Consider the following 24,637-nt stretch of genomic DNA (forward strand, 5'->3'; position numbering starts at 1 on the left):
GGTGTCGAGCCGTACCAGGTGACCGGGTAGCCTTTCTGACCATGACGAACGGTGAATCGACGCCCCCGGTGTTGAGCGCGTCCGGCACAGTAGGTGTCGCGCTGGTGACCCCCTTCAGTGCCGAGGGCAAGCTCGACATAGACACCGGCGTCTCCCTGGCACATCGTCTGGTCGATCGGGGCGTCGACCTGCTCGCGATCTCCGGAACCACCGGCGAATCGCCGACCACCACCGAATCGGAGAAGGCGGATCTGCTGCGTGCGGTCGTCGACGCGGTCGGCAACCGGGCCACCGTGATCGCCGGCGCCGGCACGTATGACACGGCGCATTCGATCGAGCTGGCCCGTAACGCCCAGCGCGCGGGCGCGCACGGCCTGCTGGTGGTGACCCCCTACTATTCGCGACCCACCCAGGAAGGCCTGTACGCGCATTTCACCGCGGTCGCCGACGCCACCGACCTACCGGTCACCCTGTACGACATTCCGCCGCGATCGGTCGTGCCGATCGCCTCCGACACCATTCGCCGGCTCGCCGAACACCCGCGGATCGTCGCGGTCAAGGACGCCAAGGGTGATCTGAACGCGGGGGCGGCACTCATCGCCGAAACCGATCTGGCCTTCTACTCCGGCGACGATATGTTGAACCTGCCGTGGCTGGCGATGGGCGCGGTCGGTTTCATCAGTGTGATCGGGCATCTGGTCCCGGAGCGGCTGCGCGAGATGGTGGACGCGTTCACTGCCGGAGACGTGGTGCGGGCGCGCGATATCAACACCAGTCTGCTGTGGCTCAATGCCGCGATGGCCCGCCTCGGCGGCGTCGCGATGACCAAGGGCGGGCTGCGCCTGCTCGGTATCGACGCCGGTGAACCGCGACTGCCGCAGATCATGCCCAGTCCGGAACAACTCCAGGATCTGGCCGCGGATCTGCGGGCTGCCGGGGTGCTCGAATGAGTGAACCCGTCGCCCGTCGCCCCCGTCGCACCGCCCGGCGTGGGGCCGGCCCGGCCGCCCCCGCGCCCGAACCGCAACAGGAACCCGTGCCCACGCCCGTGGTGGCCGAGCCCGCCGAACCCACTGTCGAAAGGGAAACCGAGACGGTGGCAACCGAATCCGCGCCCGTGACCGAAACCGCCGCCCCGGAAGCCCGGAGCCAGCGGTCGCGTCGCGGCGGGAAGGGCCGGCAGTCCGGCCGCGGCCGCGGCGATCAGGCCCGTTCCGCGCCCGCAGTCACCCCGGAGGCCGCCGCCCAGGACCGGCTCTCGCTGCCCCCGAAACTCCCGAAGCAGGGCCTGCGGGTCTTCGCGCTCGGCGGTATCGGCGAAATCGGGCGCAATATGACCGTTTTCGAATACGGCGGCAAACTGCTGATCGTCGACTGCGGAGTGCTCTTCCCCGAGGACCAGCAGCCCGGTGTGGACCTGATCCTGCCCGATTTCCGGCCGATCGAGGACCGCATCGACGATGTGGTGGCCGTGATCCTGACGCATGGGCACGAGGACCATATCGGCGCCGTACCGTTCCTGCTGCGGTTGCGCCCGGATATCCCGGTGGTCGGCTCCAAGTTCACCCTCGCGCTGGTCGCCGCGAAATGCCGGGAGCACCGGCTGCATCCGCGGCTGCTCGAGGTCACCGAGGGGGAGCGCACCGAGCACGGGCCGTTCGAATGCGAATACTTCGCGGTCAACCACTCCATCCCGGACGCCCTCGCGGTGGCCATCCGCACCCCCGCGGGGACGGTGCTGCATACCGGGGACATCAAGCTCGATCAGCTGCCGCTCGACGGCCGGCTCACCGACCTCGCCGGTTTCTCCCGCCTCGGCGACGAGGGCGTGGACCTGTTCCTGGTCGATTCCACCAACGCCGAGGTGCCGGGTTTCGTGACCCCGGAACGCGAGATCGGCGGTGTGCTGGACACCGTGATCGGCAAGGCGCGCAACCGGGTGATCGTGGCGTCCTTCGCCAGCCACGTGCACCGGATCCAGCAGGTGGTGGACGTAGCGCAGAAGTACGGGCGCCGGGTGTGCTTCGTCGGCCGGTCCATGGTCCGCAATATGCAGATCGCGCAGGATCTGGGCTATCTGTCGGTGCCCGACGGGATCGTCGTCGATCTCGATCAGGCGGCCACCCTGCCGGGCAACAAACTGGTGCTCATCTCCACCGGTTCGCAGGGCGAGCCGCTGTCGGCGCTGTCCCGGATGGCCCGGGGTGAGCACCGGCAGATCCATATCCGGGCCGACGATCTGGTCGTGCTGGCCTCCTCGCTGATCCCGGGCAACGAGAATTCGGTGTTCACGGTCGTCAACGGGCTGGCCCGCCTCGGCGCCACCGTCATCACCCAGCAGAACGCGAAGGTGCACGTGTCCGGGCACGCGTCGGCCGGGGAACTGCTGTACCTGTACAACGCGGTCCGGCCGACCAACGCCATGCCCGTGCACGGGGAATGGCGGCATCTGCGCGCCAATGCCGCGCTCGCCGTCGCCACCGGGGTCCCCGAGGAACGGGTGGTGCTGGCCGAGGACGGTGTGGTGGTCGATCTGGTCGACGGAATCGCCTCCATCGTCGGCCGTGTCCCGGTCGGGCACGTCTACGTGGATGGTCTGTCGGTCGGTGATGTCGGCGAATCCACGCTGTCGGACCGGCTCGTGCTCGGCGAGGGCGGTTTCATCGCCATCACGGTGGCCGTCGACGAGACCACCGGTAAGGCGGTGAGTCCGCCGGAGGTCAGCGGGCGCGGGTTCTCCGACGATCCGACCGCGCTGGCGGGGGCGGCGGAGCTGGTGGAAGCCGAACTGCTGCGGCTGGCCGGTGAAGGCGTCACCGATACGCATCGCATCGCGCAGGCCGTGCGACGGATCGTGGGCCGCTGGGTCGCCGATACCTACCGGCGGCGCCCGATGATCGTGCCGACCGTGATCGGCGTCTAGCCGAACGAACGAAAACCGCCGGAGCGCTCGGCCCTCCGGCGGTTTCTCGTCTTTACGGAGCTACGCGTAGCTCAGGCGTCGGGCTGGCAGGCCGCCGAATCCAGCTGCGCGGATTTGACGATATTGCACGCGAATCCGTGCGCGATCTTCCACTGATCGCCTTCGGCCACGAAATCGACGGTCGCGTTCTCCACCGGGCTGCCGCCGATGGTCACATCGGCATCGGCGGTCACCTTGCCGCCGGTCGGTTCACCGACATTGGTGATCTTGACGGTGACCTCGTTCTTCTTGGCCGCCTCGACCAGCTTGTCGACCAGCTGCGGATCCTGTTCGGCGTCCTCGATCCAGGCCAGCTTCTCGTCTTCGCCGACCGAGCCGTCGAGCGCCCGGTTGATCTTGTCGTTGAGTTCCTCGGCCGTCGGCTTGGGCAGATTCGGCGCGGGTGTGGTGGTCGGCGCCTTGCCCTCCTCCCGGCCGTCCTGGGTTTTACCCGATTCGAACTCGGCGGCGGCCTCGGTACTGGTGGCGGCCGCGCCGGTGGAGGTGTCCTCGGTGGAGGAGCACGCGGTGAAGGTGAGGGCGGCGGCGGCCATCGTTATGGCGGCCATGACCCGGATCGGTCGAATGTTCACAGTTCTGATTCCCCTACGGAGTAGTCGGCGAGTTCGGCGCGGGCCGGACTGAGTGGTCGGTACGAACTCACAGGCCGTAGCCGGAAGTGCAGTTCCAGTGCTCGATATAGGCATTGCCCGGGTTGTTGGCGAGCGCCTCGGAGCGGGCCGCGGCCCGGGTGGACCCGGATCCGTAGCTCAGCCAGTTGTCCGAAACCGCCAGCGCGCCACAACCGTTGCGCCACGAGATCTTGGCGACACAGTCGGCGGCCCCGCACCGGTCCTCGGCAGCCTGCTCTGCCTCGGAGTAGCTGTCGTAGTCGTAGGACCAGCCGTAGTCGCCGGTGGACAGCGATACCGCGATGGCGCCGTAGTAACTGCTGTACTGGGCGTGCGCCGGCGTCACCGAAGCGGCGAACATCGAGCCGATGGTCGCCACCAGAACGGCGGCAACGGTGAGAATCTTCTTCAAGGTGTTCCCATCTGTGTATTTCGGTCCACGACCCTTATGGACCGAATGACAAAGTACAGAGCATCTCTGCCGGTGAGCAACCGGATCGGCAACACGTTCCCTCCCCGATGGCTGGGTCTCGGCTAGATTCATCGTGTGAACATGGCTCAGCGTGAACGCCGTGCATTGGTCGAAACGATGAAGGGCACCGGCCCGGACGCGCCTACCCTATGTGGTGCGTGGACGGTACGCGACCTCGCGGCGCACCTGGTGGTCCGGGAGCGACGGCCCGATGCCGCACCGGGAATCATGTTGGCGCCCTTCGCCGGCTATCTGCAGAAGGTGCAGGATAAAGCGGCCGCCCGGGAGTTCGACGAACTGCTGGACAAAATCCGTACCGGGCCGCCCTGGTGGTCACCGCTGCGACCCGTGGACGCGTTCGCCAATCTCGGCGAGATGTTCGTGCATCACGAGGATGTCCGCCGGGCGAGCCCGGGCTGGGAACCGCGGGAACTGCCGGCCGAGGATCAGCAGCGGCTATGGGCGACGGTGCGCAAGACGGGGAAGATGACGTACCGGAAATCGCCGGTGCCGGTGGAGTTCTCGACGCCCGGCGGGGAACACGCCCGGATCGTGGACGGCACCGGCCCGGTGGTGACGCTGACCGGTGAACCGTCCGAATTGCTGCTGCACGCCTTCGGGCGCGATCAGGTCCGGATCGACACGGCCGGCGAACCCGACGCGGTCCGGCAGGTACTCGAACTCGACCGTTCCATCTGAACGCCGTCGGCAAAGAATTCGACCGCGGGCGAGGCGGCGCCGACCGGTCCGCCCGCCACGTCCCGGGCCGGATATCGACGGCGGTCGAGGCACGAATCGCCGCCGCCGATCACCGCGCGGCGACCGGCGCGGGCCGCCGGCGCACACCGCCGGGGCGGCGGTAACCAGTGTTGCGGATGGTCCGGATGGGGTTGTTGCGGCTAGCCTGAGGCCATGGCAGGTAAGTCCCGCGGCACGACCACACCTGGTGCGCGGGCGGGATCGGCTCGGGGGCGGACCACCGCGGCACGTTCTCGTTCGGGTAGTACACGCGGCGCGGCCGGTGCGGCCGCGGCCCAGGGTCCGGCTCGTAGAACCACACGTAAGGCGGCCGCGCGCCCGGCCAACGGCGCCCGTCCCCGCCGCACCGCGGCGCGCCGGCCCACCGCCGCACGACGTTCCGACACGGCGCCACTGGCGGTGTTCGGCCGGATGGTGGGCGGCGGCTGGACCATGGCCGCCCGCGGGCTGGGTGCCACCACCCGGGCCCTCAGCAGAGCCGGGGAGATCGAACACGGTCATCGGCGCGACGGGGTCGCTCTCGGTTTGATCGCGCTCAGCGCGGTGATCGCGGCCGCTGTCTGGCTGTCCGCCGGCGGGCCGATCGGGCGTGCGGTGGACGCGGTCATTCGTGCGGTCGCCGGTTCGGCCTCGGCGCTGCTGCCGTTCGTCGCCTCCGGTATCGCGGTGGTGCTCATGCGTACCGAACCCCGCCCGGATATCCGGCCCCGGCTGGTGCTGGGCGGTCTGCTGATCGGGTTGCCGTTGCTCGGACTGTGGCATATCGCCGACGGCGCCCCCACCGACGCCGCCGGGCGTGCGGATGGGGCCGGGTTCGTGGGATTCGTGATCGGTGGTCCGGTGACCGATGGCCTCACCGCCTGGCTGTCGGTGCCGATACTGCTGCTGGCGATGGTGTTCGGTGTGCTGCTGGTGACCGGCACGACGGTGCGCGAGGCGCCTCAGCGACTGCGCGAATTCTTCGGCGCTCCCGGTTACGAGGGCGCGGCGGACTATCGGGACGGTTACGACCCGGTCGACGAGTACGAGACCGGCGCCGGGGAGACTCCCACCAGATCTCGTCGCCGCAGCCGGACTCCCGTCGAGAACTACCCGGCCGACGAATTCGCGGGATCCGCGGCCGAGCCACCCCTGCGCGACGCCAAACCGATCCCCGCCGCCCCGGAGGACGAACGACCCGCACAGCGCAAGAAGCGCAAACCCGCCGCGCCCGCGGTGGTCGATCAGACTCCGCCGCCGCTTCCGGATCCGGAGTTCGTCACCGACCGGGTCACCGAGGGCGATTACACGCTGCCGCCGATCGATCTGCTGGTCGAAGGCGACCCGCCCCGGAAACGCAGCGCCGCCAACGAATCGATGATCGAGGCGATCACCGAGGTGCTGGTGCAGTTCAAGATCGATGCCGCGGTCACCGGGTTCGTCCGGGGGCCGACCGTCACCCGCTACGAGGTGGAACTCGGGCCCGGCGTGAAGGTCGAGAAGATCACCGCGCTGACCCGCAATATCGCCTACGCCGTGGCGACCGAGAACGTGCGCCTGCTCGCGCCGATCCCCGGGAAATCCGCCGTCGGTATCGAGGTGCCCAATGCCGATCGGGAACTGGTCCGCCTCGCCGATGTGCTCACCGCACCGGCCACCCGCAACGATCACCATCCACTGGTCATCGGCCTCGGCAAGAACATCGAGGGCGAGTTCGTCTCGGCAAATCTGGCCAAGATGCCGCATCTGCTGGTCGCGGGTTCCACCGGTTCCGGTAAGTCGAGTTTCGTGAACTCGATGCTGGTGTCGCTGTTGCAGCGGGCCACCCCGGACGAGGTCCGGATGATCCTGATCGACCCGAAGATGGTGGAACTGACCCCCTACGAGGGGATCCCGCATCTGATCACGCCCATCATCACCCAGCCGAAGAAGGCCGCCGCGGCGCTGGCCTGGCTGGTGGAGGAGATGGAACAGCGGTATCAGGACATGCAGGCCAGCAAGGTCCGCCATATCGACGACTTCAACCGCAAGGTGAAATCCGGCGCCATCACCACGCCGCTGGGCAGCGAACGGGTGTACCGGCCCTATCCCTACATTCTGGCCATCGTCGACGAACTCGCCGATCTGATGATGACCGCGCCCCGCGACGTCGAGGACGCCATCGTCCGGATCACCCAGAAGGCGCGGGCCGCCGGTATCCATCTGGTGCTGGCCACCCAGCGGCCGTCGGTGGATGTGGTGACCGGCCTGATCAAGACCAATGTGCCGTCCCGGCTGGCGTTCGCGACCTCCTCGCTCACCGATTCCCGCGTGATCCTCGATCAGCCCGGCGCCGAGAAACTCATCGGTATGGGCGACGGCCTGTTCCTGCCGATGGGTGCCGGTAAGCCGACCCGGTTGCAGGGCGCCTTCATCAGCGACGAGGAGATCCAAGGGGTCGTCGAGTTCACCAAGAACCAGGCCGAACCGGAATACACCGAGGGCGTCACCGCGGCCAAGGCCGGGGAGAAGAAGGACGTCGACCCCGATATCGGCGACGATCTCGACGTGTTCCTGCAGGCGGTGGAACTGGTGGTCACCTCGCAGTTCGGGTCCACGTCCATGCTGCAGCGCAAGTTGCGGGTCGGGTTCGCGAAGGCGGGCCGCTTGATGGACCTGATGGAGACCCGGGGCGTGGTCGGGCCGAGCGAAGGTTCCAAGGCGCGCGATGTGCTGATCAAACCGGACGAACTCGACGGCCTGCTGTGGTCGATCCGGGGCGGCGGCGACGAGGGAGCGCCGGCACCGGACGCCGGATGACCGGCGTGCCGACGGCCGCCGGGCGCGCTGATATGCGAGGATAGCGGGCAACCACCCCGCAAGTCGGCTGAAACGGGCATATCGGGCATGATTGGTATATGACTCGCACCGCTGAACGGATCGCCGTATGCAGGTAGCCGCTCTCGTCTGGGGAATCACCATCGCGGTGATCCTCGGGTTGTTCGTCTTCGACTTCTTCGCTCATGTGCGGACCCCGCACGAACCGACCTTCCGTGAATCCGGCTTCTGGTCCGCGGTCTACATCGGCTTGGCGCTGGCCTTCGGCGGGGTGATCGCCTGGAAATGGGGCGGGACCTTCGCCGGTGAGTACTACGCCGGTTTCGTCACCGAGAAAGCGCTCTCGGTGGACAACCTGTTCATCTTCCTGATCATCATGTCCACCTTTGCGGTGCCCCGGATCTACCAGCAGAAGGTGCTGCTCATCGGCATCGTGGTGGCGCTGGTCATGCGCGGTATCTTCATCGCGGTGGGCGCCGCCGCCATCGGCGCCTTCAGCTGGGTTTTCTACCTGTTCGGATTGTTCCTGGTCTACACCGCGGTCAAACTCCTGAAGGAGAGCGGCCACGAGGTCGAAGAGGAACAGAAACGTGACAGCCGGATCGTCGCGCTCATCAAGCGCTTCGTGCCGACCACCGAGACCTACGATGGCGACAAGCTGGTTACCCGGATCGACGGCCGGCGCGCGCTCACACCGATGCTGCTGGCACTGGTGGCCATCGGATTCGCCGATCTGCTGTTCGCGCTCGACTCGATTCCGGCCATCTACGGCCTCACCGAGGAGCCCTACATCGTGTTCACCGCGAACGCGTTCGCGCTGATGGGGCTGCGCCAACTCTTCTTCCTGATCGGCGGCCTGCTGGACCGGTTGGTCTACCTGTCCTACGGTCTCGCGGCCATTCTGGCCTTCATCGGCGTCAAACTGGTGCTGCACGCACTGCACGAGAACAACCTGCCGTTCATCAACGGCGGCGAGCACGTGAGCGTCCCGGAGATCTCCACTGCGCTGTCGCTGTCGGTGATCCTCGGCATCCTGGTCGTCGCGACCGTCGCCAGCCTGCTGCGCACCCGTGGGCAGGCCCGATCGAAGTCGGCCGCCGGTCCGGGCGAGTAGCCGGTGCGGTCCCGGCCGGGCGCCGGCCCGGCCGGGACGCGGTACCGCTCAGTCGGCGAACGCGCCGAGTACGGGCTGCCATTCGACGGCCCGCACATCATCGATCAGCTTCTCCTGAGCGAACGGGTCCTGGGCCAGCAGTTCGTCCAGCGCCGCGGCGTCGGTCGCGCGGAACAGCAGCAGGGCGCCGGAACCGTCCGGATACGGCCCGCTGCTCAGCAGCTCGCCCTCCGCAAGCCGGTCGGCCAGCCACGTCCGGTGATGCGGGCGATGGGTGTCCCGAGCGGGGACAGTGGCTTCGGAATAGGTGTAGTGAACAGCGAAAAGAGGCACCCGTCGACTCTAGTGCGCGGGGTGGTGCCGCGGTGCCGTCCGTCCACCGAAAGCGGTGGGTACTGCCGCGCCGGTAAATATCAGAGGGTGAGCAGCATTCGGGTGTTTCCGAGAGTGTTGGGTTTCACAAAGCTGAGGTCCAGGAACTCCGCCACACCGGTGTCGTAGGACCGGCACATCTCCGCGTACACCTCGGCGGTCACCGGGGTGCCCTCGATCTCCGCGAAACCGTGCCGGGCGAAGAACTCGACCTCGAAGGTGAGCACGAACAACCGCCGCAGCTCGAGTTCCCGCGCCACCTCGACCAGCTGCTCCACGATGACTCTGCCCACACCGTGGCCCTTCACCTCGGGAAGAACCGCCACCGTGCGCACCTCACCGAGGTCGGCCCACAGCACGTGCAGCGCCCCGCAGCCCACCACGCGGTCGTCGAGTTCGGCCACCCAGAACTCCTGCACCGACTCGTACAGATTGACGAGATTCTTCTCCAGCAGGATGCGGCCCGCGTACACATCGACGAGCGATTTGATCGCCGGGACATCGGAGGTGCGGGCGCGACGCACTCGCACGGTGGCGGTCTGTGTACCGGGTGCGTCGCTGGTCGAACCACTCAGTGGTCCCCGTGAGGTCATGGGGTGCACAGTAGTCGGCCGGGCTACCGATAGTCTGAGTGTGTGCCGCCGACTCCGCCCTCCCGCTCGACCTCGCGCGCCTGTCCCGGCGCCGCGGCGCAGAGGCGGCCATGAGCGTGCACCCCGAGGAAATGGACCGGCGTCTGACCGTACCCGGACCACCACGCGGTGGTCTGGTGCCCGCACCCGCCGAATCCGCGGTTCCGCTGCTGAACATCGCGAACATCCTCACCATGATCCGGATCGCGCTGGTGCCGCTGTTCGTCCTGGCGCTTTTCGCCGGTGGCGGGCATCAGACCGGCTGGCGGATCACCGCGACACTGCTCTTCGCCCTCGCCGCGATCACCGACCGGTTCGACGGTCAGCTCGCCCGCAAATACGGCCTCGTCACCGATTTCGGCAAACTCGCCGACCCCATCGCGGACAAGGCGCTCATCGGTGCGGCGCTCATCGGGCTCTCGATGCTGGGCGATCTGCCGTGGTGGATGACCGTCGTCATCTGCGCGCGCGAGATCGGCATCACCCTGCTGCGGCTGGCGGTGGTGCGCCGCGGCGTCATCCCGGCCGGTCGCGGCGGGAAACTCAAAACTCTCGTCCAATCGGTGGCCATCGGGGTACTGCTGCTACCGCTCTCGGGTGGTTTCGCGACCGCGGGAATGACGCTGATGTGGATCGCGTTGGTTCTGACCGTGGTCACGGGCTTGGATTACGTCGGCCAGGCGGCCCGGCTGTGGCTCGCCGGACCGCACCGGACCCGCGGATGACGGCCGGTCACACCGGCCCGCTCACCGCCGGCAGCGCGGCCGCCGATCTCGTCGCCGTCCTGAAGGGCAGCGGACAGACCGTCGCCACCGCCGAATCACTGACCGCGGGCCTGGTGTCCGCCACGATCGCCGGTGTGCCCGGTGCCAGTGCGGTGCTGCGCGGCGGGCTGGTGGTGTACGCGACAGACCTCAAACACAGCCTGGCCGGGGTCGATGAACAGGTTCTGGCCGCCGAGGGTCCGGTGGCCGCGAGTACCGCACAACAGCTCGCGGTCGGCGCCCGGACCCGCTGCGTCGCCGACTGGGGAATCGCGCTCACCGGGGTCGCCGGGCCCGACCCCCAGGACGGGGTCGAGGTCGGCACCGTCTTCCTCGGACTCGCCGGGCCCGGGCATACCGAGGTGATGCGGTTGAAACTCACCGGCGACCGGTGGAATATCAGGTTCACAGCGACACAGGCCGCGGTTCGGGAACTGCTGCGGTGCGTGCGGGGCGAATCACCCACCCGGTGAGCGATTCCGCGACCGGCCCGGGAACCCTCGGGGCCGGTTCCGACGTTGTGCGAAGAGAGAACCGCGTGCGTGCCGTGGGCGACGCCTACCGGGAGAAGGAGAACTCGATGACGCTGCTGCGAGAAGCGATCGGGGACAGTCTGCGGCGTGCGCGCCTCGCCCAGAGCCGGACCCTGCGCGAAGTGTCCACCTCGGCGCGGGTGAGCCTGGGCTACCTCTCCGAAGTCGAGCGGGGTCGTAAGGAAGCGTCCAGCGAACTGCTGGCCGCGATCTGCGAGGCGCTCGACGTACCGCTGTCCCGGGTGCTGTGGGACGTGAGCACCGCGATCGCCGGCGAGGATCTGCCGGCGGGTGCCGCCCCGGCCCGCGAACCCGCCGAAGCGGCCACCCCGGCACCGGCGGAGCCGGCCGCCGAGCCCGCGGCCGCCGAACCCGCCGCCGCGTCGGCCGCGACCGGCACCCGGACCCAGGTCGACGGCGAGACCCGGATCGTCATCCCGGCGCCCACCAACGGCCCGCTCGTGCTGGTCGAAGCGGCCTGATCGGTTATAGCCGTCGTATACCCGATCGTGACAATGCGCGTGGCGCCGGGGACCGGATAGATTCGTAGTATGCGTCGGCGCGGCGGTTTCGGCGAGACGCGGCGTCGTTCGGTGGCCGGGACCCGGCGCCGCATGGTGGAGGATAGGCAGATACCGAGTGCGTGACGGTCGCGCACTCCGAGTCGCCCAGGCGGCACAGTAGATGGAGGCGGGATCAACCGATGGCTAATCCGTTCACGAAGGCCTGGAAATATCTGATGGCCCTCTTCGATTCCAAGATCGAGGAGCACGCGGATCCGAAGGTCCAGATTCAGCAGGCTATCGAAGAGGCCCAGCGTCAGCACCAGGCCCTGTCCCAGCAGGCCGCCTCGGTGATCGGGAACCAGCGTCAGCTGGAGATGAAGCTGAACCGGCAGCTCGACGAGGTCGAGAAGCTCAACGCCAATGCCCGTCAGGCCGTCGTCCTCGCCGACCAGGCCAATGCCGCGGGTGATGCCGAGAAGGCCATCCAGTACACCAACGCCGCCGAGGCGTTCGCCGCGCAATTGGTCACCGCCGAACAGTCGGTCGAGGACCTGAAGGTGCTGCACGATCAGTCGCTGCAGGCCGCCGCGCAGGCCAAGAAGGCGGTGGAGCAGAACGCGATGCTGCTGCAGCAGAAGGTCGCCGAGCGCACCAAGCTGCTCAGCCAGCTCGAACAGGCCAAGATGCAGGAGCAGGTCAGCGCCTCCCTGCAACAGATGGACAGCACTTTGTCCGCCCCCGGCAGCGTCCCCAGCCTGGACGCGGTGCGGGAAAAGATCGAACGCCGCTACGCCACCGCGCTGGGGTCCGCCGAACTCGCCCAGAACACCGTCCAGGGGCGCATGCTCGAAGTCCAGCAGGCCAGCGTCCAGATGGCCGGCCACAGCCGGCTCGAGCAGATCCGCGCGTCCATGCGCGGCGATTCCCTGCCCGCCGGGAACACCAGCTCGGCGCTCGACGCCGGAAAATCGGCGGCCGAACCCGCACAACCACAACCACAGATGGACAAGGGCCGGACCGCACAGCAGTAGCGGCTCCACCGAGTTCGGCGAGGACAGTGATGAAGTCTGACAGGTCCCGATTCCGCACCGGGTCCCGGGAGTTCGCCCGTGCCTGGCCCGAACTGCAGCCGCAGGCGGCCTACGTCGCCGGCAATCTGCGGGAAGCCGGCGAGAACGCGCTCGTCGCGGTCCGTCGCTGGGCCGATCCGCGGGAACGCGAGCTCCGTCGGCGGCGCCGGGTCCGGCGGCGCAGTATCGGTCTCGGCACGGTCTCCGGTCTCACCACCGCCGGGGCGGTCGGGCTGGTGATCCTGTCCGCCCCCGCCTGGGCGGTCGTGGTGCTCGGCGGCGGGGCGGTCGTCCTGGTCACCGGCGCCGCCCTGAGTACCCGCCGTTACCTGCGGTTGCGGCGGGCGCCGCTGCCGCCGGCCGGCTATCTCCCGCGCAAACTTCCCGCCGGCCGGTCCGCCGCCCGGCCCGCCATGGCTCGATTGGCGCGGGCCGAACGAGCGTTGCACGAGGTGGCCGGGCAGATCGCCCGGTCCCGCCGGCTGCCTGCCGACGAACTCGAGGATCTGATCGCCACCGCCGGCTCCGGTGCCGCCGCGCTGACCGCGCTGGCCGCCGATATCGCCACGATGGAAGGCGCGGTCCGAGCCCTCGGCGGGGGCGCGGCCGAGATCGCCGACGCGGCCGACGTGCATCGGCTCGGCGAGACACTGCAGTCGATCGTCGCCCGGCTCGACGGCGGCGTCGCCGAGTACGAGCAGGTGGTCGCCGCGGCGACCCGGGTCCTCGCCGTCGACGAAACAGGGGCGCTCCGCTACGAGTTCGACGGTATCGTCGCCGATCTGCGGCATGCGGCCGATCGGATGGACGGCTGGGCGCAGGCACTCACCGAACTCGCCGACCGGGCTCCCGGTCCGCTGCCGCCCGCCGCGGGCCACCCTTCGTGGCAGCCGTCCATGGCCGAGGTGCCCCGCGGTCGTGCGCGCCCGTAACGGTCTCAGGGTCAACCCTGATCTTCCCCGGATATTGCCCTTCACCTGGTGATTTCCCGTGTCCGCGGTGCCATGCTCGGAGCAGGGGACAACCGCTGGGAGGCACAAAATGCTGTGGAAGATCATCGGCGTGGTCGCCGTCGTCTGGATCGCGCTGGCGGTGATCGGCGCACTGATCAAAGGGCTGTTCCCGATCCTGGTGATCAGCGCGGTGGTGTTCGGGCTGTATCTGCTCTACAAGGCGATCTCCGGCTCGGACGACAACTCGGTCACCAAGGTCTGACCCGCCCACGCGACGATGCGGCCGGATGCCTCTCCGCCCGGAGGGGCATCCGGCTTTTCTGTGCCATCGGGCGGGCGCCTGTGTTCGAATGGCGCCATGCAGCACCTTCCGGAGGATTGGCAGCGGGCCCTGGTGATCGTCGCTCACCCCGACGATATCGAGTACGGAGTCGCCGCCGCGGTGGCCCGCTGGACCGGGCAGGGCAAAGATGTGCGCTACCTGCTGGTGACCTCCGGGGAGGCGGGGATCGCCGGTATGCCGCCCGCCGAGGCGGGGCCGTTGCGCGAAGCCGAAGAGCGTGCCGCGGCGGCCGTCGTCGGGGTGAGTGAGGTGCAGTTCCTCGGCCATCCGGACGGCCGGATCGAAGCGAACCCGGCCCTGCGCCGCGATCTGGCCGCGGCGATCCGCCGGCACCGTCCGGAACTGGTGGTGCTGGGACATTTCGGGCCGACCTGGGCCCCCGGCATCGTCAACAGCGCCGACCACCGGGCCGTCGGCCGCGCGGCGCTCGACGCGGTATCCGATGCCGGCAACGAGTGGATCTTTCCCGAGCTCACCGAGCCACCGCCGTGGACCGCGCGCTGGGCGGCCGTGGCCGTCCCGGCCGACGCCACCCACGCGGTGGATGTCACCGCCACCGTCGGCGCCGCCGAGGCGTCCCTGGCCGAACACCGGCGTTACCTGGGGGCGTTGAGCCCGGAACCGGTGGTCGATCAGGTGCGCGCGGTGGTCACGATGACCACGGGACCGGTGGACGGTTTCACCGGCGCACGCGCCGTCGGGTTCGAGCTGTACACCTTCGCCGGCTGAGTTGCCGGTGCGCGGCGCGGTACCGCTGTGGCCGACCACGCCCAGAAATGGGCCGGCGCCCGACGCGGCGCGGCCACAGAAGCACGGCCCGGACTCGGCGCCTGCGGGCGCGCCGATAGCATGACCGGATGCGAGTGGCTGTCGTCGCCGGTCCCGACCCGGGTCATGCGTTTCCCGCTATCGCGCTCTGCCTGCGTTTCCGGGACGCGGGTGACGATCCTGTCCTCTTCACCGGCCCCCGCTGGTTCGAGGCCGCGCGGGCGGCCGGTATCGGGGTGCGGCGGCTGAAGGGGCTGGCGCCCAGGCCGATCGACGACGACGGCGACGCCGGTGCGCGAATCCATCAACGGGCGGCCTATATCTCGACCGAGATCCTGCCCGAACTCGGTGCGATGCTGCCGGAACTGGTTGTCTCCGATGTGCTCACCGCGGGGGGCGGTATGGCGGCCGAGCGGTTGCGGGTGCCGTGGGTCGAACTGTCACCGCATCCGCTCTACCTTCCGTCGAAAGGGCTGCCGCCGATCGGCAGTGGGCTCGCGCCGGGCGCCGGTGTGCGCGGTCGTGCCCGGGACTCGGTGCTGCGGATGTTCACCGCGCGGGCATTGCGGACCGGGCAGCGACAACGGGAGGCCGCCCGGGCCGGCGTGGGTCTACCGGCCACCGACCCGGGTCCGGCGGCGCGGCTCGTCGCCACCCTGCCCGCGCTGGAGGTGCCGCGGCCGGACTGGCCCGAGGAGGCGGAACTGGTCGGCCCGCTGTTGTGGGAGCCCACCGACCGGCGCCTGGAGTTACCGCCGGGGGACGGCCCCTTGGTGATGGTGGCGCCGTCCACCGCGCACACCGGGGTGGCCGGGATGGCGGAGACGGTACTGGAGGCTTTGGCGGGAGCCGGGGTCCGGGTGGCGATCTCGACGCTCGACGAGCCACCGGAATCGTTGCCGGAATGGGCGACCGCCGGGCTCGGCCGACAGGACGAACTCCTCACCCACGCCGCCGTCGTGGTCGGTGGCGGTGGACACGGGCTCCTGGCGAAATCATTGGCCGCGGGAGTACCCGTGGTGACCGTCCCGGGTGGCGGCGACCAGTGGGAGCTCGCCAATCGCGCGCAACGCCAGGGTTCGTCGCTGCTGGTCCGCCCGCTCACCCCGGAGGCGGTGCGCGCCGCGGTGCTGCGGCTGCTGGCCGAGCCGGGTTTCACCGCCGCGGCGCGGACGGCGGCCGCGGGAGTCATCGAGGTGGCCGATCCGGTACAGATCTGCCACCGGGTTCTGGACTCGGTGCGGACGCACTGACCGCTCCGAGCCCGCCGGCGCCGGTGCGGGTATCTTGTGCACGGTGCGGTTGACGGAATTCCAGGAACTCATGCACACCGAATTCGGCGAGGCCCGGGGCGACACCTTGCTCAACGATCACGTCATCCCCGCGCTCGGCGGCCGGACCGGCGCCGACGCCATCGAATCCGGTGTCGATCCGCGTGATGTCTGGCGTGCGCTGTGCGCCGAATTCGATGTGCCGCGCTCTCGCTGGTGAGGTCGTGCGCCTGGGGCGGTCAGCTCCGGCGCGCATGATGGCGCGCCGCTTTCGCCCGGTTGCCGCAGGTCGCCATCGAATGCCAGCGGCGGGTGCCGTTCTTGGACGTGTCGTAGAAGAACAGCACGCAGTCGGGGTGGGCGCAGCGGCGGATACGGGCGGGCGCCCCGTCCAGCAGATGCAGCAGGTTGTCCGCCGCCAGCCAGCCGGGTAGCCAGGCGGGATCGGCGACCTCGGGGGTGCCGATCGGCCCGGTCTCGTCGAGGTGACGCCGGATCCGTCCCCGGTCGAGTACCTCGTTGAGGGCATCGCGGGAGCCGTGCACGACCGCGTCGTACACGGCGGAGCGGGCAGTGAGCACGGCTTCCAGGGTCCGTTCGTCCACGGGAGCCGTTCCGGCCAGGCCCGCCGACTCCAGCCAGATCCGTAGACCGGCCACGTCGGTGAGCAGGTCGCGCGGGCCGTGCTCCAGCCACCGCGTGTTCAGCAGATCGAGAGCCGGCGGTTCACCGAGGTGGGGGCGTGGATCGAGCATGTCTGAGGGTAACGGTCTCCTTGTCTGTGTCGGAGTATCCGAACCCAGTGTAACCATCTATCGCTATTTTACCAGTTGACGATGGGTGACCGCATACGCTAGGTTCTAACCGTTCAAACAAATTGAACGGTTACATCAGGAGGATTCACCATGACGACAGCCGTCACCCCGCGACTCGCTACCGGGCATATCGGGTTGAACGTGTCCCAGCTGGATCGCTCGCTGCGCTTCTACCGGGATGTTCTCGGCTTCGAAGAGCTCGCCACCGGAGCCGATGCCGAACGGCGCTGGGCCTTTCTGGGCTCGAGGAGTGAACTCGTACTCACGCTGTGGCAGCAGAGCGCGGGGGAGTTCCCGGTGGATCGGCCCGGGCTGCACCATCTGTCTTTCCGGGTTCCGTCCCTCGAGCAGGTGCGGCAGGTGGAAGCCGCGCTGGCCGAGCACGCGGTCACCTTTTTCCACGACGGGGTGGTCGCGCACGGCGAGGGTGCGGCGTCCGGCGGTATTTTCTTCGCCGATCCCGACGGTATCCGGCTCGAGGTCTATACGCCGGCCGGCGCGGAATCCGCGCCCGCACCCAGCGGTGCGGCGCCGACCTGCGGGTTCTTCTGAGCGGCACCCGCGATGAACGTTTTCCATCCGGGCGAACTGGCGGTGCAGCGCCGGGCGGGTCAGGCCGATATCGCCGAGAAGGTGGGGCGGACGGTCCATACCGCCATACCCGGGGCCGCCGCCCGCTTCCTGGCCGAACGGCCGATGGTCGTGCTCGCCGCGGTAGACGACGAGGGCCGCCCGTGGGTGACCCAGCTGACCGGTGCGCCGGGCTTTCTCCGGGTCCTCGACGAATACACCCTCGAGATCGCGGCGGTACCGCGGCGCGGTGACCCGCTGGCCCCGCCCGACCGCCCGTGGCGGGTCGGCCTCCTCGCCGTCGAACCGGATCGCCGCCGGCGGATGCGGGCCAACGGCACGGTGCGCCGGATCGGCGATCGGCTCCGCATGACAGTGGATCAGGTCTATTCGAACTGCCCGAAGTACATCTCGCGGCGGCATATCGTGGCCGTCGCGGAGCAGCCGCCGACGGACGTACGCCACGGTATCGAACTGGATGCCCGGCAGCGCGCCGCGATCGCGGCGGCCGATGCCTTCTTCGTGGGCAGTACGGACACGGCGGGTCGCGCCGACGCCTCGCATCGCGGGGGAGACCCCGGCTTTGTGGAGGTGCGCGCGCCGAACCGGCTGTACTGGCCGGAATATCGCGGTAACTCGATGTTCATGACGCTCGGCAACCTCATGGTGGAGCCGCGCTGTGGTGTGCTGATCCCGGACTGGAACACCGGCGGCCTGCTACACCTCACCGGTACGGCCGAACTGTCCTGGGCGGACGGCCCGGGCGGTCCCGCCGGTGTCGAGTTCACCGTGCACGCGGTGGCCGAGCGGCTCGCGGGGCCACTGCGCTGGAGTCCGCCCGAACTCTCCCCTGTCAACCCGTGAAAGGAGTCACCGATGCGACCACCGCTGCCCCCGTTCGATGCCGTGACCGCCGCCGTCAAGGTGCGTGCGGCCGAGAACGCGTGGAACACCCCTGATCCCGAGACGGTCGCCGCCGCCTATACCGTCGACACGGTGTGGCGTAACCGCGACGAGTACTTCACCGGGCGTCCGGCCGTGATCGATTTCCTGGCGCGGAAATGGACGAAGGAGAACGGTTATGCCCTGCGCAAGGAGCTGTGGGCCTGGTCGGGCAACCGTATCGCGGTGCGCTTCCAGTACGAATGGCACGACGAGGCCGGGCAGTGGTGGCGCAGCTACGGCAACGAGCAGTGGGAGTTCGCGCCGGACGGGTTGATGGCGCGGCGGGAGGCGAGTATCGACGACGTGCCCATCACCCGGGCGCAGCGGCGCATCCACGGACCCCGGCCGGAGGGAGATACGACCGAACTCCCGCAGTGGTGACCGGCGCGTGCCGAGGGGTCGCGACGCGCGGCCACGTCGCTTGACTCGAACACCTGTTCGTCTAGGCTGAGGCCGGAACTTGTCGGTGCCGCCCTCTACTCTGGGCGCCAACCACACCACCTACCTACCACCCGGTGAAAAGGGGAGTCACGATGGCGCCACAGCCCTATGACCGCGACAAAGCGCTCGAACTCGCGCTCGCGCAGGTCGAGAAGAGTTTCGGCAAGGGTGCGGTGATGCGCCTCGGCGAAGAAGCCCGCCAGCCGGTCTCGGTGATCCCGACCGGTTCCATCGCGCTCGACGTCGCACTGGGTATCGGGGGCCTGCCCCGCGGCCGCGTCGTGGAGATCTACGGCCCGGAATCCTCCGGTAAGACCACGGTCGCGCTGCACGCGGTCGCCAATGCGCAGGCCGCCGGAGGAGTCGCGGCCTTCATCGACGCCGAGCACGCACTCGATCCCGATTACGCCGCCAAACTCGGCGTCGATACCGACGCGCTGCTGGTGTCCCAGCCCGATACCGGTGAACAGGCCCTGGAAATCGCCGATATGCTGGTCCGCTCCGGCGCCATCGACATCATCGTCATCGACTCGGTGGCCGCCCTGGTGCCCCGCGCCGAAATCGAGGGCGAAATGGGTGACAGTCACGTCGGCCTGCAGGCCCGCCTGATGAGCCAGGCGCTGCGCAAGATGACCAGTGCCCTGAACAATTCCGGCACCACCGCCATCTTCATCAACCAGCTGCGCGAGAAGATCGGTGTCATGTTCGGGTGTTTCAATTACGCCACCCGGGTTCAGCTGGCCGACGGTACCACCGAGAAAATCGGGAAGATCGTCAACCAGAAGATGGATGTCGAGGTCCTTTCCTACGACCCCGAAACCGATCGGGTCGTTCCCCGGCGCGTGGTCAACTGGTACGACAATGGACCGACGGACTCCTTTCTCCAGTTCACCGTGGAGAAGTCCAGTGGTAATGGCAGGTCTCAGTTCGCCGCCACTGCGAACCACCTGATCCGCACTCCCGGTGGATGGACCGAGGCGGGCGAGATCATCGCAGGCGATCGGGTCCTGGCCGCCGAGGATTTCCGGCTGGGTGATCAGCAGTTCCAGGTCGTGCTCGGTTCTCTCATGGGCGATGGTAATTTGTCGCCGAACCGCCGGGATCGTAATGGTGTTCGGTTCCGGATAGGGCACGGATCGCGCCAGCACGAGTACCTGGACTGGAAGGTCGGTCTCCTCGGAAACATCGAGCATTCGATCCGGATCAACGACAAGGGTGCGAAATTTGTCGATTTCACGCCGTTGCCCGAACTGGCTGAGTTGCAGCGCGCGGTCTACCTGGGTGATGGAAAGAAATTCCTCTCCGAAGAATTCTTGAAAGCGCTTACACCGCTCGCGCTGGCCATCTGGTACATGGACGACGGATCGTTCACTGTGCGCTCGAAAGGAGTGCAGCAGCGTACCACTGGGGGGAGCGGCCGGATCGAAATATGCGTGGAAGCGATGAGCGAAGGATCGCGTACTCGTCTGCGTGACTACCTTCGTGATACTCACGGTCTCGACGTCCGGCTTCGTGCTGCCGGTAGCGCGAGTAAAGCCGTGCTCGTCTTCACCACCGCGGCGACCGCCGAGTTTCAGGAGTTGGTGGCGCCGTATATGGCCCCGTCCATGGAGTACAAACTTCTGCCCCGCAACCGTGGTGCGGGTATCGTCCGCCCGGACTTCGTGGCTCCGGTCAAAAGGCTTGTACCGGCACGCGTCCTGGATGTTCGCGTGAAGCCGCAGACCAGGTCGATGCATCGGTTCGATATCGAGGTAGAGGGCAACCACAACTACTTCGTCGACGGTGTCATGGTGCACAACTCCCCGGAAACCACCACCGGTGGTAAGGCACTGAAGTTCTATGCATCGGTTCGCCTGGATGTCCGGCGGATCGAGACGCTGAAGGACGGGAGTGACGCGGTCGGTAACCGGACCCGGGTCAAGGTCGTGAAGAACAAGGTCTCCCCGCCGTTCAAACAGGCCGAATTCGACATTCTGTACGGACACGGAATTTCGAAGGAGGGCTCGCTGATCGATATGGGGGTGGAGCACGGGTTCATCCGCAAATCCGGCTCCTGGTACACCTACGAGGGCGATCAGCTCGGCCAGGGTAAGGAGAACGCCCGCAAGTTCCTCCTGGAGAACACCGATATCCGGGACGAGGTCGAGAAGAAGATCAAGGAAAAGCTGGGGATCGGTGCGGATGTGACCGCGACGGAAGAGACCCCGGCCGATTTCTGACCTGATGGACGAACGGTCCGGGGCGCGCACCGAGACCACCGATCCGGTGGCGCAGATGCGGCGCCGACTCGACGAACTCCGGGCGGCCGGTGGCGTGGCCACCGATCCCGCCCGGAGTCCGCGGCCGGGCGAGCCCGATCCGCAGCGGGCTCGTCCGGCCGGCTCCGGTTCACCGGATGACGCGCCGATCGGCGGCCGCGCCGACGCGCAAAGCGGCCTCGAACAGGCGAAAGAGGCCGCCCTGCGGTTACTGGCCGTCCGCGCCCGTAGTCGAGCCGAGCTCGCACAGCGGTTGTCCGCCAAGGGGTACCCGATCGAGGTGATCGAGCAGGCACTCGGCCGGCTGGCCGAGGTCGGGCTGATCGACGACGCCGATTTCGCGCGGCAGTGGGTACGGCAGCGGCACGGTTTCTCCGGGAAGGGGCGGCGTGCGCTGGAGCAGGAGCTGCGGCGTAAGGGAGTTTCGCAGGAGGACTCCGCGGCGGCGCTGGACACCGTCACGGCCGACGACGAATACGAGCGTGCCACCGAACTGGTGCGCCGCAAACTGCGGAGCCTGCCGGCGGGGCTGGACCGGGAGAAGGCCATCCGGCGGCTGGTCGGAATGCTCGCCCGGCGCGGCTACGGGCATTCGGTGGCATTCGCGGTGGTCAAGTCCGAATACGAGTCCGCCGGGTTCGGCGACGAGGACGCACCGCTGGATTGAGCGGTGCCTCGCGCCGATCACGGCGGCCGGTTTCGTGAAGACCGGGGCCGGCCTCCGAAGCGGAGTGGACCAAGAACACAGGATCGCGATCGGCGGAGTGCCGTCCATCGCCCTCTCCGGTCGAGGTGCCACACGTCCGCCGCCCGAGCAGCCGAGGTGCTGCTCGAGTTCGGCCGCCGGTCGAACGCGATCGACGTCCGGAAATCGCCCGGTCGACCAGCGAGCCGGCACGAGGTCGAGTGCCGGGGTCGGGACACCCGACGGGGGTGGGGGTAGGCCTCATGGAGATTTTCGGCCGGCCCGGCTCCCCTTCGCGTGGTGGTTTCTTACCGACCACCCGCTGTGCCGGACCCCACGAGGCCGGCACAGCGGCGGATTACTTGGTGATATCCACTCCGGGAACAGCGTCGGCGATGACCGAATCGGCCGCCACGACCGCGCTGCCACGTTTGCGGCGGCCCGCCCGCAGGCGCTTCTCCAGTCCGGTGGCGATCGTCGAGAGCAGCACGTTGAGCACGATCATGATGATCGCGACCACGATCAGCGCGGGAATCGTATTGGATTCCGCCGCGCCGAGCTGCTGGGCGCTGCGAACGACCTCCTCGTAGGTGATCACATAGCCCAGCGCCGAATCCTTCAGCGCGACCACCATCTGGGAGATCAGGGCCGGCAGCATCGCCGTGATCGCCTGCGGAAGCAGGATGAGCCGCATCAGCTGACCCTTACGCAGACCCAGCGCCACCCCGGCCTCGGTCTGCCCCTTGGGCAGCGACAGGATGCCGGCGCGCACGATCTCAGCGATCACCGACCCGTTGTAGATGGTCAGTGCCGTCACCACGGCGCCCAACGCCAGGTACTCGGATTCGAAGAGGTCGTATTCGGAGTACAGGGCGAACAGGAAGATCATCAGGATCAGCACCGGGACGGCGCGGGCGATCTCGACGATCGTGCCCGCCGTCCAGCGCACCCAGCGGTGATCCGAGAGCCGGGCGATACCGAAGATCATCCCGATCACCAGGGCGAACACAATGGACAGCAGCGCGGCGACCACCGTGCCGCGCAGGCCGGGCAGGATGTAGGTGCTCCAGACCTCCCCGTCCAGGAATGGCTCCCATTTCTCGGCCGTGAACTGTCCTTTGTCGGCGAAGCCGCGGTAGACGAACCAGCCCGCGGCCACGACCACCACGAATACAACAACCGAGTAGACGATATTGCGGACTCGGGCGACGGGCCCCGGGGCGTCGTACAGAACAGAAGCCTGGCGTGTCATTTAGCCTCCCACGGAGCAGGTTCATACGGTCCGCGGAGTCCGCAGCGAAGGCGGAGGTACCGCATCATCGGGCCACCTCGAATCGTTTGGCCAGATGTCCGAACAGCAGGCCGGCGGGCAGCGTCAGGACCACGAAGCCGAGTGTGAAGATCAGGCCGATGGCCAGCAGCGCCGCTTCGGTTTCGATCATGTTCTTCATCAGGAACGACGCCTCGGCGACGCTGATCGCGGACGCGACCGTCGTATTCTTGGTCAGTGCGATGAACACACTGCCCAGTGGGGCGATCACCGAGCGGAACGCCTGGGGCAGCACGATGATCCGCAGATTCTGCAGGAAGCCGAGCCCCAGCGAGCGACCGGCCTCCGACTGGCCCATCGGCACGGTGTTGATACCGGCCCGCAGTGATTCACAGACGAATGCCGCCGTGTACACGCTCAGGCCGATCACGGCCCAGCGGAAATTGTTGTCGGCCAGCGAGGTGGGCCCCTCGGAGGCCAGGTTCATTCCGAGGGTGGAGTACAGGCCCAGGGAGCAGAACACCAGAATGAGGGTGAGCGGGGTGTTGCGGAACACGGCCACATAGGCCGTGCCGACCCAGCGGGCCACGGGGATTGGCGATACCCGCATTCCGGCGACAACGGTACCCAGCACCAGGGAACCCACCGCCGAGAACACGGTCAGTTTTATGGTCATCCAGAATGCTTCGAGCAGCTGGGTGTCGTATTCCGAGATCAAATCGAACACGGTGGTTGCGCGCCTCCGATCGGCAGGATGGGCCCGGACCGGAGGGCCGGGCCGCGATCGCGGCCCGGCCCTCCGATGCGGTGGTCAGTACCGGTCCACCTGCGGGGCCTGCGGGGTCTCATAGCTCGCGGCCTTACCGACCGTCTCCTGGAACGCGGTGTCCCAGGCGCCCGAGCTGATCATTTCCTCGATCGCGTCGTTGATCTTGTTGCGGGTATCCTGATCGCCCTTCTTCAGGCCGATCCCGTAGTTCTCGGTGGTGAACTTCTCGCCGACGACCTTGTACTTGCCGGGCGACTGCGACGCGTAACCGGCCAGGATGATGTCATCGGTGGTCACCGCCGCGACGGCACCACTGTTCAAACCCTCGAGGCACAGCGAGTAGGTGTCGTAGGTCTGCAGCTGGGTGTCGGGATACTTCTTCTGGATGTTCTGCGCGGGCGTGGAACCGGTCACCGAGCACACCGTCTTGCCTTTGAGGCTCTCCGGGCCGGTGACATCGTTGTTGTCGGCCCGCACCAGCAGGCTCTGCCCCGCGACGTAGTAGGGGCCGGCGAAATCGACCTTCTCCTTGCGCGCGTCGGTGATCGAGTAGGTGGCGACCACGAAATCGACCTGCCCGTTCTCGATCAGGGTTTCGCGCTGTGCGGAAGGGGCTTCCTTGAAGGTGATGCCGTCCGGCTGGACGCCGAGTTTCGAGGCCACATACTTGGCCACCTCGACATCGAAGCCGCTGTAGGTCCCGTCGGTGTTACGCAGGCCCAGACCGGGCTGATCGTATTTGATGCCGATGGTGAGCTCGCCCTCCTGGGCGTTCTCCAGCGCGGTCTTGTCGCTGCCGCCGCCACAGGCCGCGGTGGTTGCGGCGGTGACGGCCACCGCGACCGCGCCGACCGCGATGCGGAGTGCTCGGTTGATCCTCATCGGTTTCCTTCCCTCATCTCCTCGACGGCGCGATGCCGTCGAGTCTGTGCCT

At 68.0% G+C, this 24,637-nt stretch carries 27 protein-coding genes; 19 read left to right on the plus strand and 8 right to left on the minus strand.

The window, feature by feature from the left end:
- The first annotated feature begins 41 nt into the window (after nucleotides 1–41).
- Both dapA and AB0H42_RS13555 read left to right on the plus strand, forming a co-directional pair.
- Nucleotides 42–950 carry a 4-hydroxy-tetrahydrodipicolinate synthase gene (gene dapA, locus AB0H42_RS13550; protein ID WP_357054609.1) on the plus strand — a complete coding sequence of 303 codons (909 nt, stop codon included), beginning with the start codon at nucleotides 42–44 and terminating at the stop codon, nucleotides 948–950.
- Nucleotides 947–2,923, plus strand: coding sequence for an RNase J family beta-CASP ribonuclease (locus tag AB0H42_RS13555; protein ID WP_357054612.1), 1,977 nt, complete (start codon nucleotides 947–949; stop codon nucleotides 2,921–2,923). Before dapA ends, AB0H42_RS13555 begins: the two co-directional genes overlap by 4 nt.
- 71 nt (nucleotides 2,924–2,994) lie before the next feature.
- Here AB0H42_RS13555 and AB0H42_RS13560 read toward each other — a convergent pair whose 3' ends face one another.
- Both AB0H42_RS13560 and AB0H42_RS13565 read right to left on the minus strand, forming a co-directional pair.
- Complete coding sequence (locus AB0H42_RS13560) at nucleotides 2,995–3,555, minus strand: hypothetical protein (protein WP_357054615.1); 561 nt, start codon at nucleotides 3,553–3,555, stop codon at nucleotides 2,995–2,997.
- Between the two features lie 67 nt (nucleotides 3,556–3,622).
- Nucleotides 3,623–4,006 (minus strand): DUF4189 domain-containing protein, encoded by a 384-nt coding sequence (locus AB0H42_RS13565; RefSeq protein WP_357054618.1) that lies wholly within the window; start codon nucleotides 4,004–4,006, stop codon nucleotides 3,623–3,625.
- Between the two features lie 135 nt (nucleotides 4,007–4,141).
- Here AB0H42_RS13565 and AB0H42_RS13570 point away from each other — a divergent pair, with 135 nt between their 5' ends.
- The 3 genes from AB0H42_RS13570 (at nucleotide 4,142) to AB0H42_RS13580 (ending at nucleotide 8,735) form a co-directional block, all read left to right on the plus strand.
- On the plus strand, nucleotides 4,142–4,765 hold the full coding sequence (locus AB0H42_RS13570; RefSeq protein ID WP_357054621.1) for a TIGR03085 family metal-binding protein: 624 nt from the start codon (nucleotides 4,142–4,144) through the stop codon (nucleotides 4,763–4,765).
- A gap of 213 nt (nucleotides 4,766–4,978) precedes the next feature.
- The gene (locus tag AB0H42_RS13575) at nucleotides 4,979–7,603 is read left to right on the plus strand and encodes a DNA translocase FtsK (RefSeq protein ID WP_357054624.1); all 2,625 of its coding nucleotides are present in this window, start codon (nucleotides 4,979–4,981) and stop codon (nucleotides 7,601–7,603) included.
- A gap of 127 nt (nucleotides 7,604–7,730) precedes the next feature.
- Nucleotides 7,731–8,735 (plus strand): TerC family protein, encoded by a 1,005-nt coding sequence (locus AB0H42_RS13580; protein ID WP_357054627.1) that lies wholly within the window; start codon nucleotides 7,731–7,733, stop codon nucleotides 8,733–8,735.
- A 48-nt stretch (nucleotides 8,736–8,783) separates the two neighbouring features.
- Here AB0H42_RS13580 and AB0H42_RS13585 read toward each other — a convergent pair whose 3' ends face one another.
- Together AB0H42_RS13585 and AB0H42_RS13590 are read right to left on the minus strand one after the other, a co-directional pair.
- Nucleotides 8,784–9,068, minus strand: a complete 285-nt coding sequence (locus AB0H42_RS13585; RefSeq protein ID WP_357054630.1) for a YciI family protein — start codon at nucleotides 9,066–9,068, stop codon at nucleotides 8,784–8,786.
- Nucleotides 9,069–9,148: 80 nt separating this feature from the next.
- Nucleotides 9,149–9,700 carry an amino-acid N-acetyltransferase gene (locus AB0H42_RS13590; RefSeq protein ID WP_357054633.1) on the minus strand — a complete coding sequence of 184 codons (552 nt, stop codon included), beginning with the start codon at nucleotides 9,698–9,700 and terminating at the stop codon, nucleotides 9,149–9,151.
- A 131-nt stretch (nucleotides 9,701–9,831) separates the two neighbouring features.
- Between AB0H42_RS13590 and pgsA the strand changes: the two genes are divergently transcribed.
- From pgsA to AB0H42_RS13635, 9 genes are all read left to right on the plus strand, one after another.
- A complete protein-coding gene (gene pgsA, locus AB0H42_RS13595) occupies nucleotides 9,832–10,464 on the plus strand; it encodes a CDP-diacylglycerol--glycerol-3-phosphate 3-phosphatidyltransferase (RefSeq protein WP_245713173.1) in 633 nt (210 codons plus the stop codon).
- On the plus strand, nucleotides 10,461–10,976 hold the full coding sequence (locus AB0H42_RS13600) for a CinA family protein (protein ID WP_357054636.1): 516 nt from the start codon (nucleotides 10,461–10,463) through the stop codon (nucleotides 10,974–10,976). The genes pgsA and AB0H42_RS13600 overlap by 4 nt, the downstream gene beginning before the upstream one ends.
- A 107-nt stretch (nucleotides 10,977–11,083) precedes the next feature.
- Nucleotides 11,084–11,518 carry a helix-turn-helix transcriptional regulator gene (locus AB0H42_RS13605; protein WP_357055095.1) on the plus strand — a complete coding sequence of 145 codons (435 nt, stop codon included), beginning with the start codon at nucleotides 11,084–11,086 and terminating at the stop codon, nucleotides 11,516–11,518.
- 221 nt (nucleotides 11,519–11,739) lie between these two features.
- Nucleotides 11,740–12,573 carry a phage shock protein PspA gene (gene pspA / locus AB0H42_RS13610; protein WP_357054639.1) on the plus strand — a complete coding sequence of 278 codons (834 nt, stop codon included), beginning with the start codon at nucleotides 11,740–11,742 and terminating at the stop codon, nucleotides 12,571–12,573.
- A gap of 29 nt (nucleotides 12,574–12,602) precedes the next feature.
- A complete protein-coding gene (locus AB0H42_RS13615; protein ID WP_357054642.1) occupies nucleotides 12,603–13,544 on the plus strand; it encodes a hypothetical protein in 942 nt (313 codons plus the stop codon).
- Nucleotides 13,545–13,653: 109 nt separating this feature from the next.
- Nucleotides 13,654–13,827, plus strand: coding sequence for a hypothetical protein (locus AB0H42_RS13620; RefSeq protein ID WP_030521672.1), 174 nt, complete (start codon nucleotides 13,654–13,656; stop codon nucleotides 13,825–13,827).
- A gap of 96 nt (nucleotides 13,828–13,923) precedes the next feature.
- Nucleotides 13,924–14,637, plus strand: coding sequence for a PIG-L deacetylase family protein (locus AB0H42_RS13625; RefSeq protein ID WP_357054645.1), 714 nt, complete (start codon nucleotides 13,924–13,926; stop codon nucleotides 14,635–14,637).
- A gap of 128 nt (nucleotides 14,638–14,765) precedes the next feature.
- Nucleotides 14,766–15,929 (plus strand): nucleotide disphospho-sugar-binding domain-containing protein, encoded by a 1,164-nt coding sequence (locus tag AB0H42_RS13630; RefSeq protein ID WP_357054648.1) that lies wholly within the window; start codon nucleotides 14,766–14,768, stop codon nucleotides 15,927–15,929.
- A gap of 43 nt (nucleotides 15,930–15,972) precedes the next feature.
- The gene (locus AB0H42_RS13635) at nucleotides 15,973–16,167 is read left to right on the plus strand and encodes a DUF3046 domain-containing protein (protein ID WP_063126610.1); all 195 of its coding nucleotides are present in this window, start codon (nucleotides 15,973–15,975) and stop codon (nucleotides 16,165–16,167) included.
- A 19-nt stretch (nucleotides 16,168–16,186) separates the two neighbouring features.
- On the opposite strand, the gene AB0H42_RS13640 is transcribed toward AB0H42_RS13635, so the two are convergent.
- Nucleotides 16,187–16,702 carry a CGNR zinc finger domain-containing protein gene (locus AB0H42_RS13640; protein WP_357054652.1) on the minus strand — a complete coding sequence of 172 codons (516 nt, stop codon included), beginning with the start codon at nucleotides 16,700–16,702 and terminating at the stop codon, nucleotides 16,187–16,189.
- A gap of 150 nt (nucleotides 16,703–16,852) precedes the next feature.
- Between AB0H42_RS13640 and AB0H42_RS13645 the strand changes: the two genes are divergently transcribed.
- The 5 genes from AB0H42_RS13645 to AB0H42_RS13665 all read left to right on the plus strand — a co-directional run bounded on the left by AB0H42_RS13645 (nucleotide 16,853) and on the right by AB0H42_RS13665 (nucleotide 21,646).
- Nucleotides 16,853–17,314, plus strand: coding sequence for a VOC family protein (locus AB0H42_RS13645; protein WP_357054655.1), 462 nt, complete (start codon nucleotides 16,853–16,855; stop codon nucleotides 17,312–17,314).
- A gap of 12 nt (nucleotides 17,315–17,326) precedes the next feature.
- A complete protein-coding gene (locus AB0H42_RS13650) occupies nucleotides 17,327–18,196 on the plus strand; it encodes a pyridoxamine 5'-phosphate oxidase family protein (protein ID WP_357054658.1) in 870 nt (289 codons plus the stop codon).
- 12 nt (nucleotides 18,197–18,208) lie between these two features.
- Nucleotides 18,209–18,658, plus strand: coding sequence for a nuclear transport factor 2 family protein (locus AB0H42_RS13655; protein WP_357054661.1), 450 nt, complete (start codon nucleotides 18,209–18,211; stop codon nucleotides 18,656–18,658).
- Between the two features lie 152 nt (nucleotides 18,659–18,810).
- Nucleotides 18,811–20,940 carry an intein-containing recombinase RecA gene (recA, locus tag AB0H42_RS13660; protein WP_357054664.1) on the plus strand — a complete coding sequence of 710 codons (2,130 nt, stop codon included), beginning with the start codon at nucleotides 18,811–18,813 and terminating at the stop codon, nucleotides 20,938–20,940.
- A 4-nt stretch (nucleotides 20,941–20,944) separates the two neighbouring features.
- Nucleotides 20,945–21,646, plus strand: coding sequence for a regulatory protein RecX (locus AB0H42_RS13665; RefSeq protein ID WP_357054667.1), 702 nt, complete (start codon nucleotides 20,945–20,947; stop codon nucleotides 21,644–21,646).
- A 376-nt stretch (nucleotides 21,647–22,022) separates the two neighbouring features.
- Here the strand turns inward: AB0H42_RS13665 and AB0H42_RS13670 are convergent, their stop codons facing one another.
- The 3 genes from AB0H42_RS13670 to AB0H42_RS13680 all read right to left on the minus strand — a co-directional run bounded on the left by AB0H42_RS13670 (nucleotide 22,023) and on the right by AB0H42_RS13680 (nucleotide 24,585).
- Nucleotides 22,023–22,916, minus strand: a complete 894-nt coding sequence (locus tag AB0H42_RS13670; protein ID WP_357054670.1) for an amino acid ABC transporter permease — start codon at nucleotides 22,914–22,916, stop codon at nucleotides 22,023–22,025.
- A 64-nt stretch (nucleotides 22,917–22,980) separates the two neighbouring features.
- Complete coding sequence (locus AB0H42_RS13675; RefSeq protein WP_357054673.1) at nucleotides 22,981–23,661, minus strand: amino acid ABC transporter permease; 681 nt, start codon at nucleotides 23,659–23,661, stop codon at nucleotides 22,981–22,983.
- 84 nt (nucleotides 23,662–23,745) lie between these two features.
- Complete coding sequence (locus tag AB0H42_RS13680; protein WP_030521659.1) at nucleotides 23,746–24,585, minus strand: glutamate ABC transporter substrate-binding protein; 840 nt, start codon at nucleotides 24,583–24,585, stop codon at nucleotides 23,746–23,748.
- Nucleotides 24,586–24,637: the final 52 nt, after the last annotated feature.

Origin of the sequence: Nocardia sp. NPDC050799 (assembly GCF_040654015.1) — a bacterium.
In the GTDB taxonomy this organism is placed as follows: domain Bacteria; phylum Actinomycetota; class Actinomycetes; order Mycobacteriales; family Mycobacteriaceae; genus Nocardia.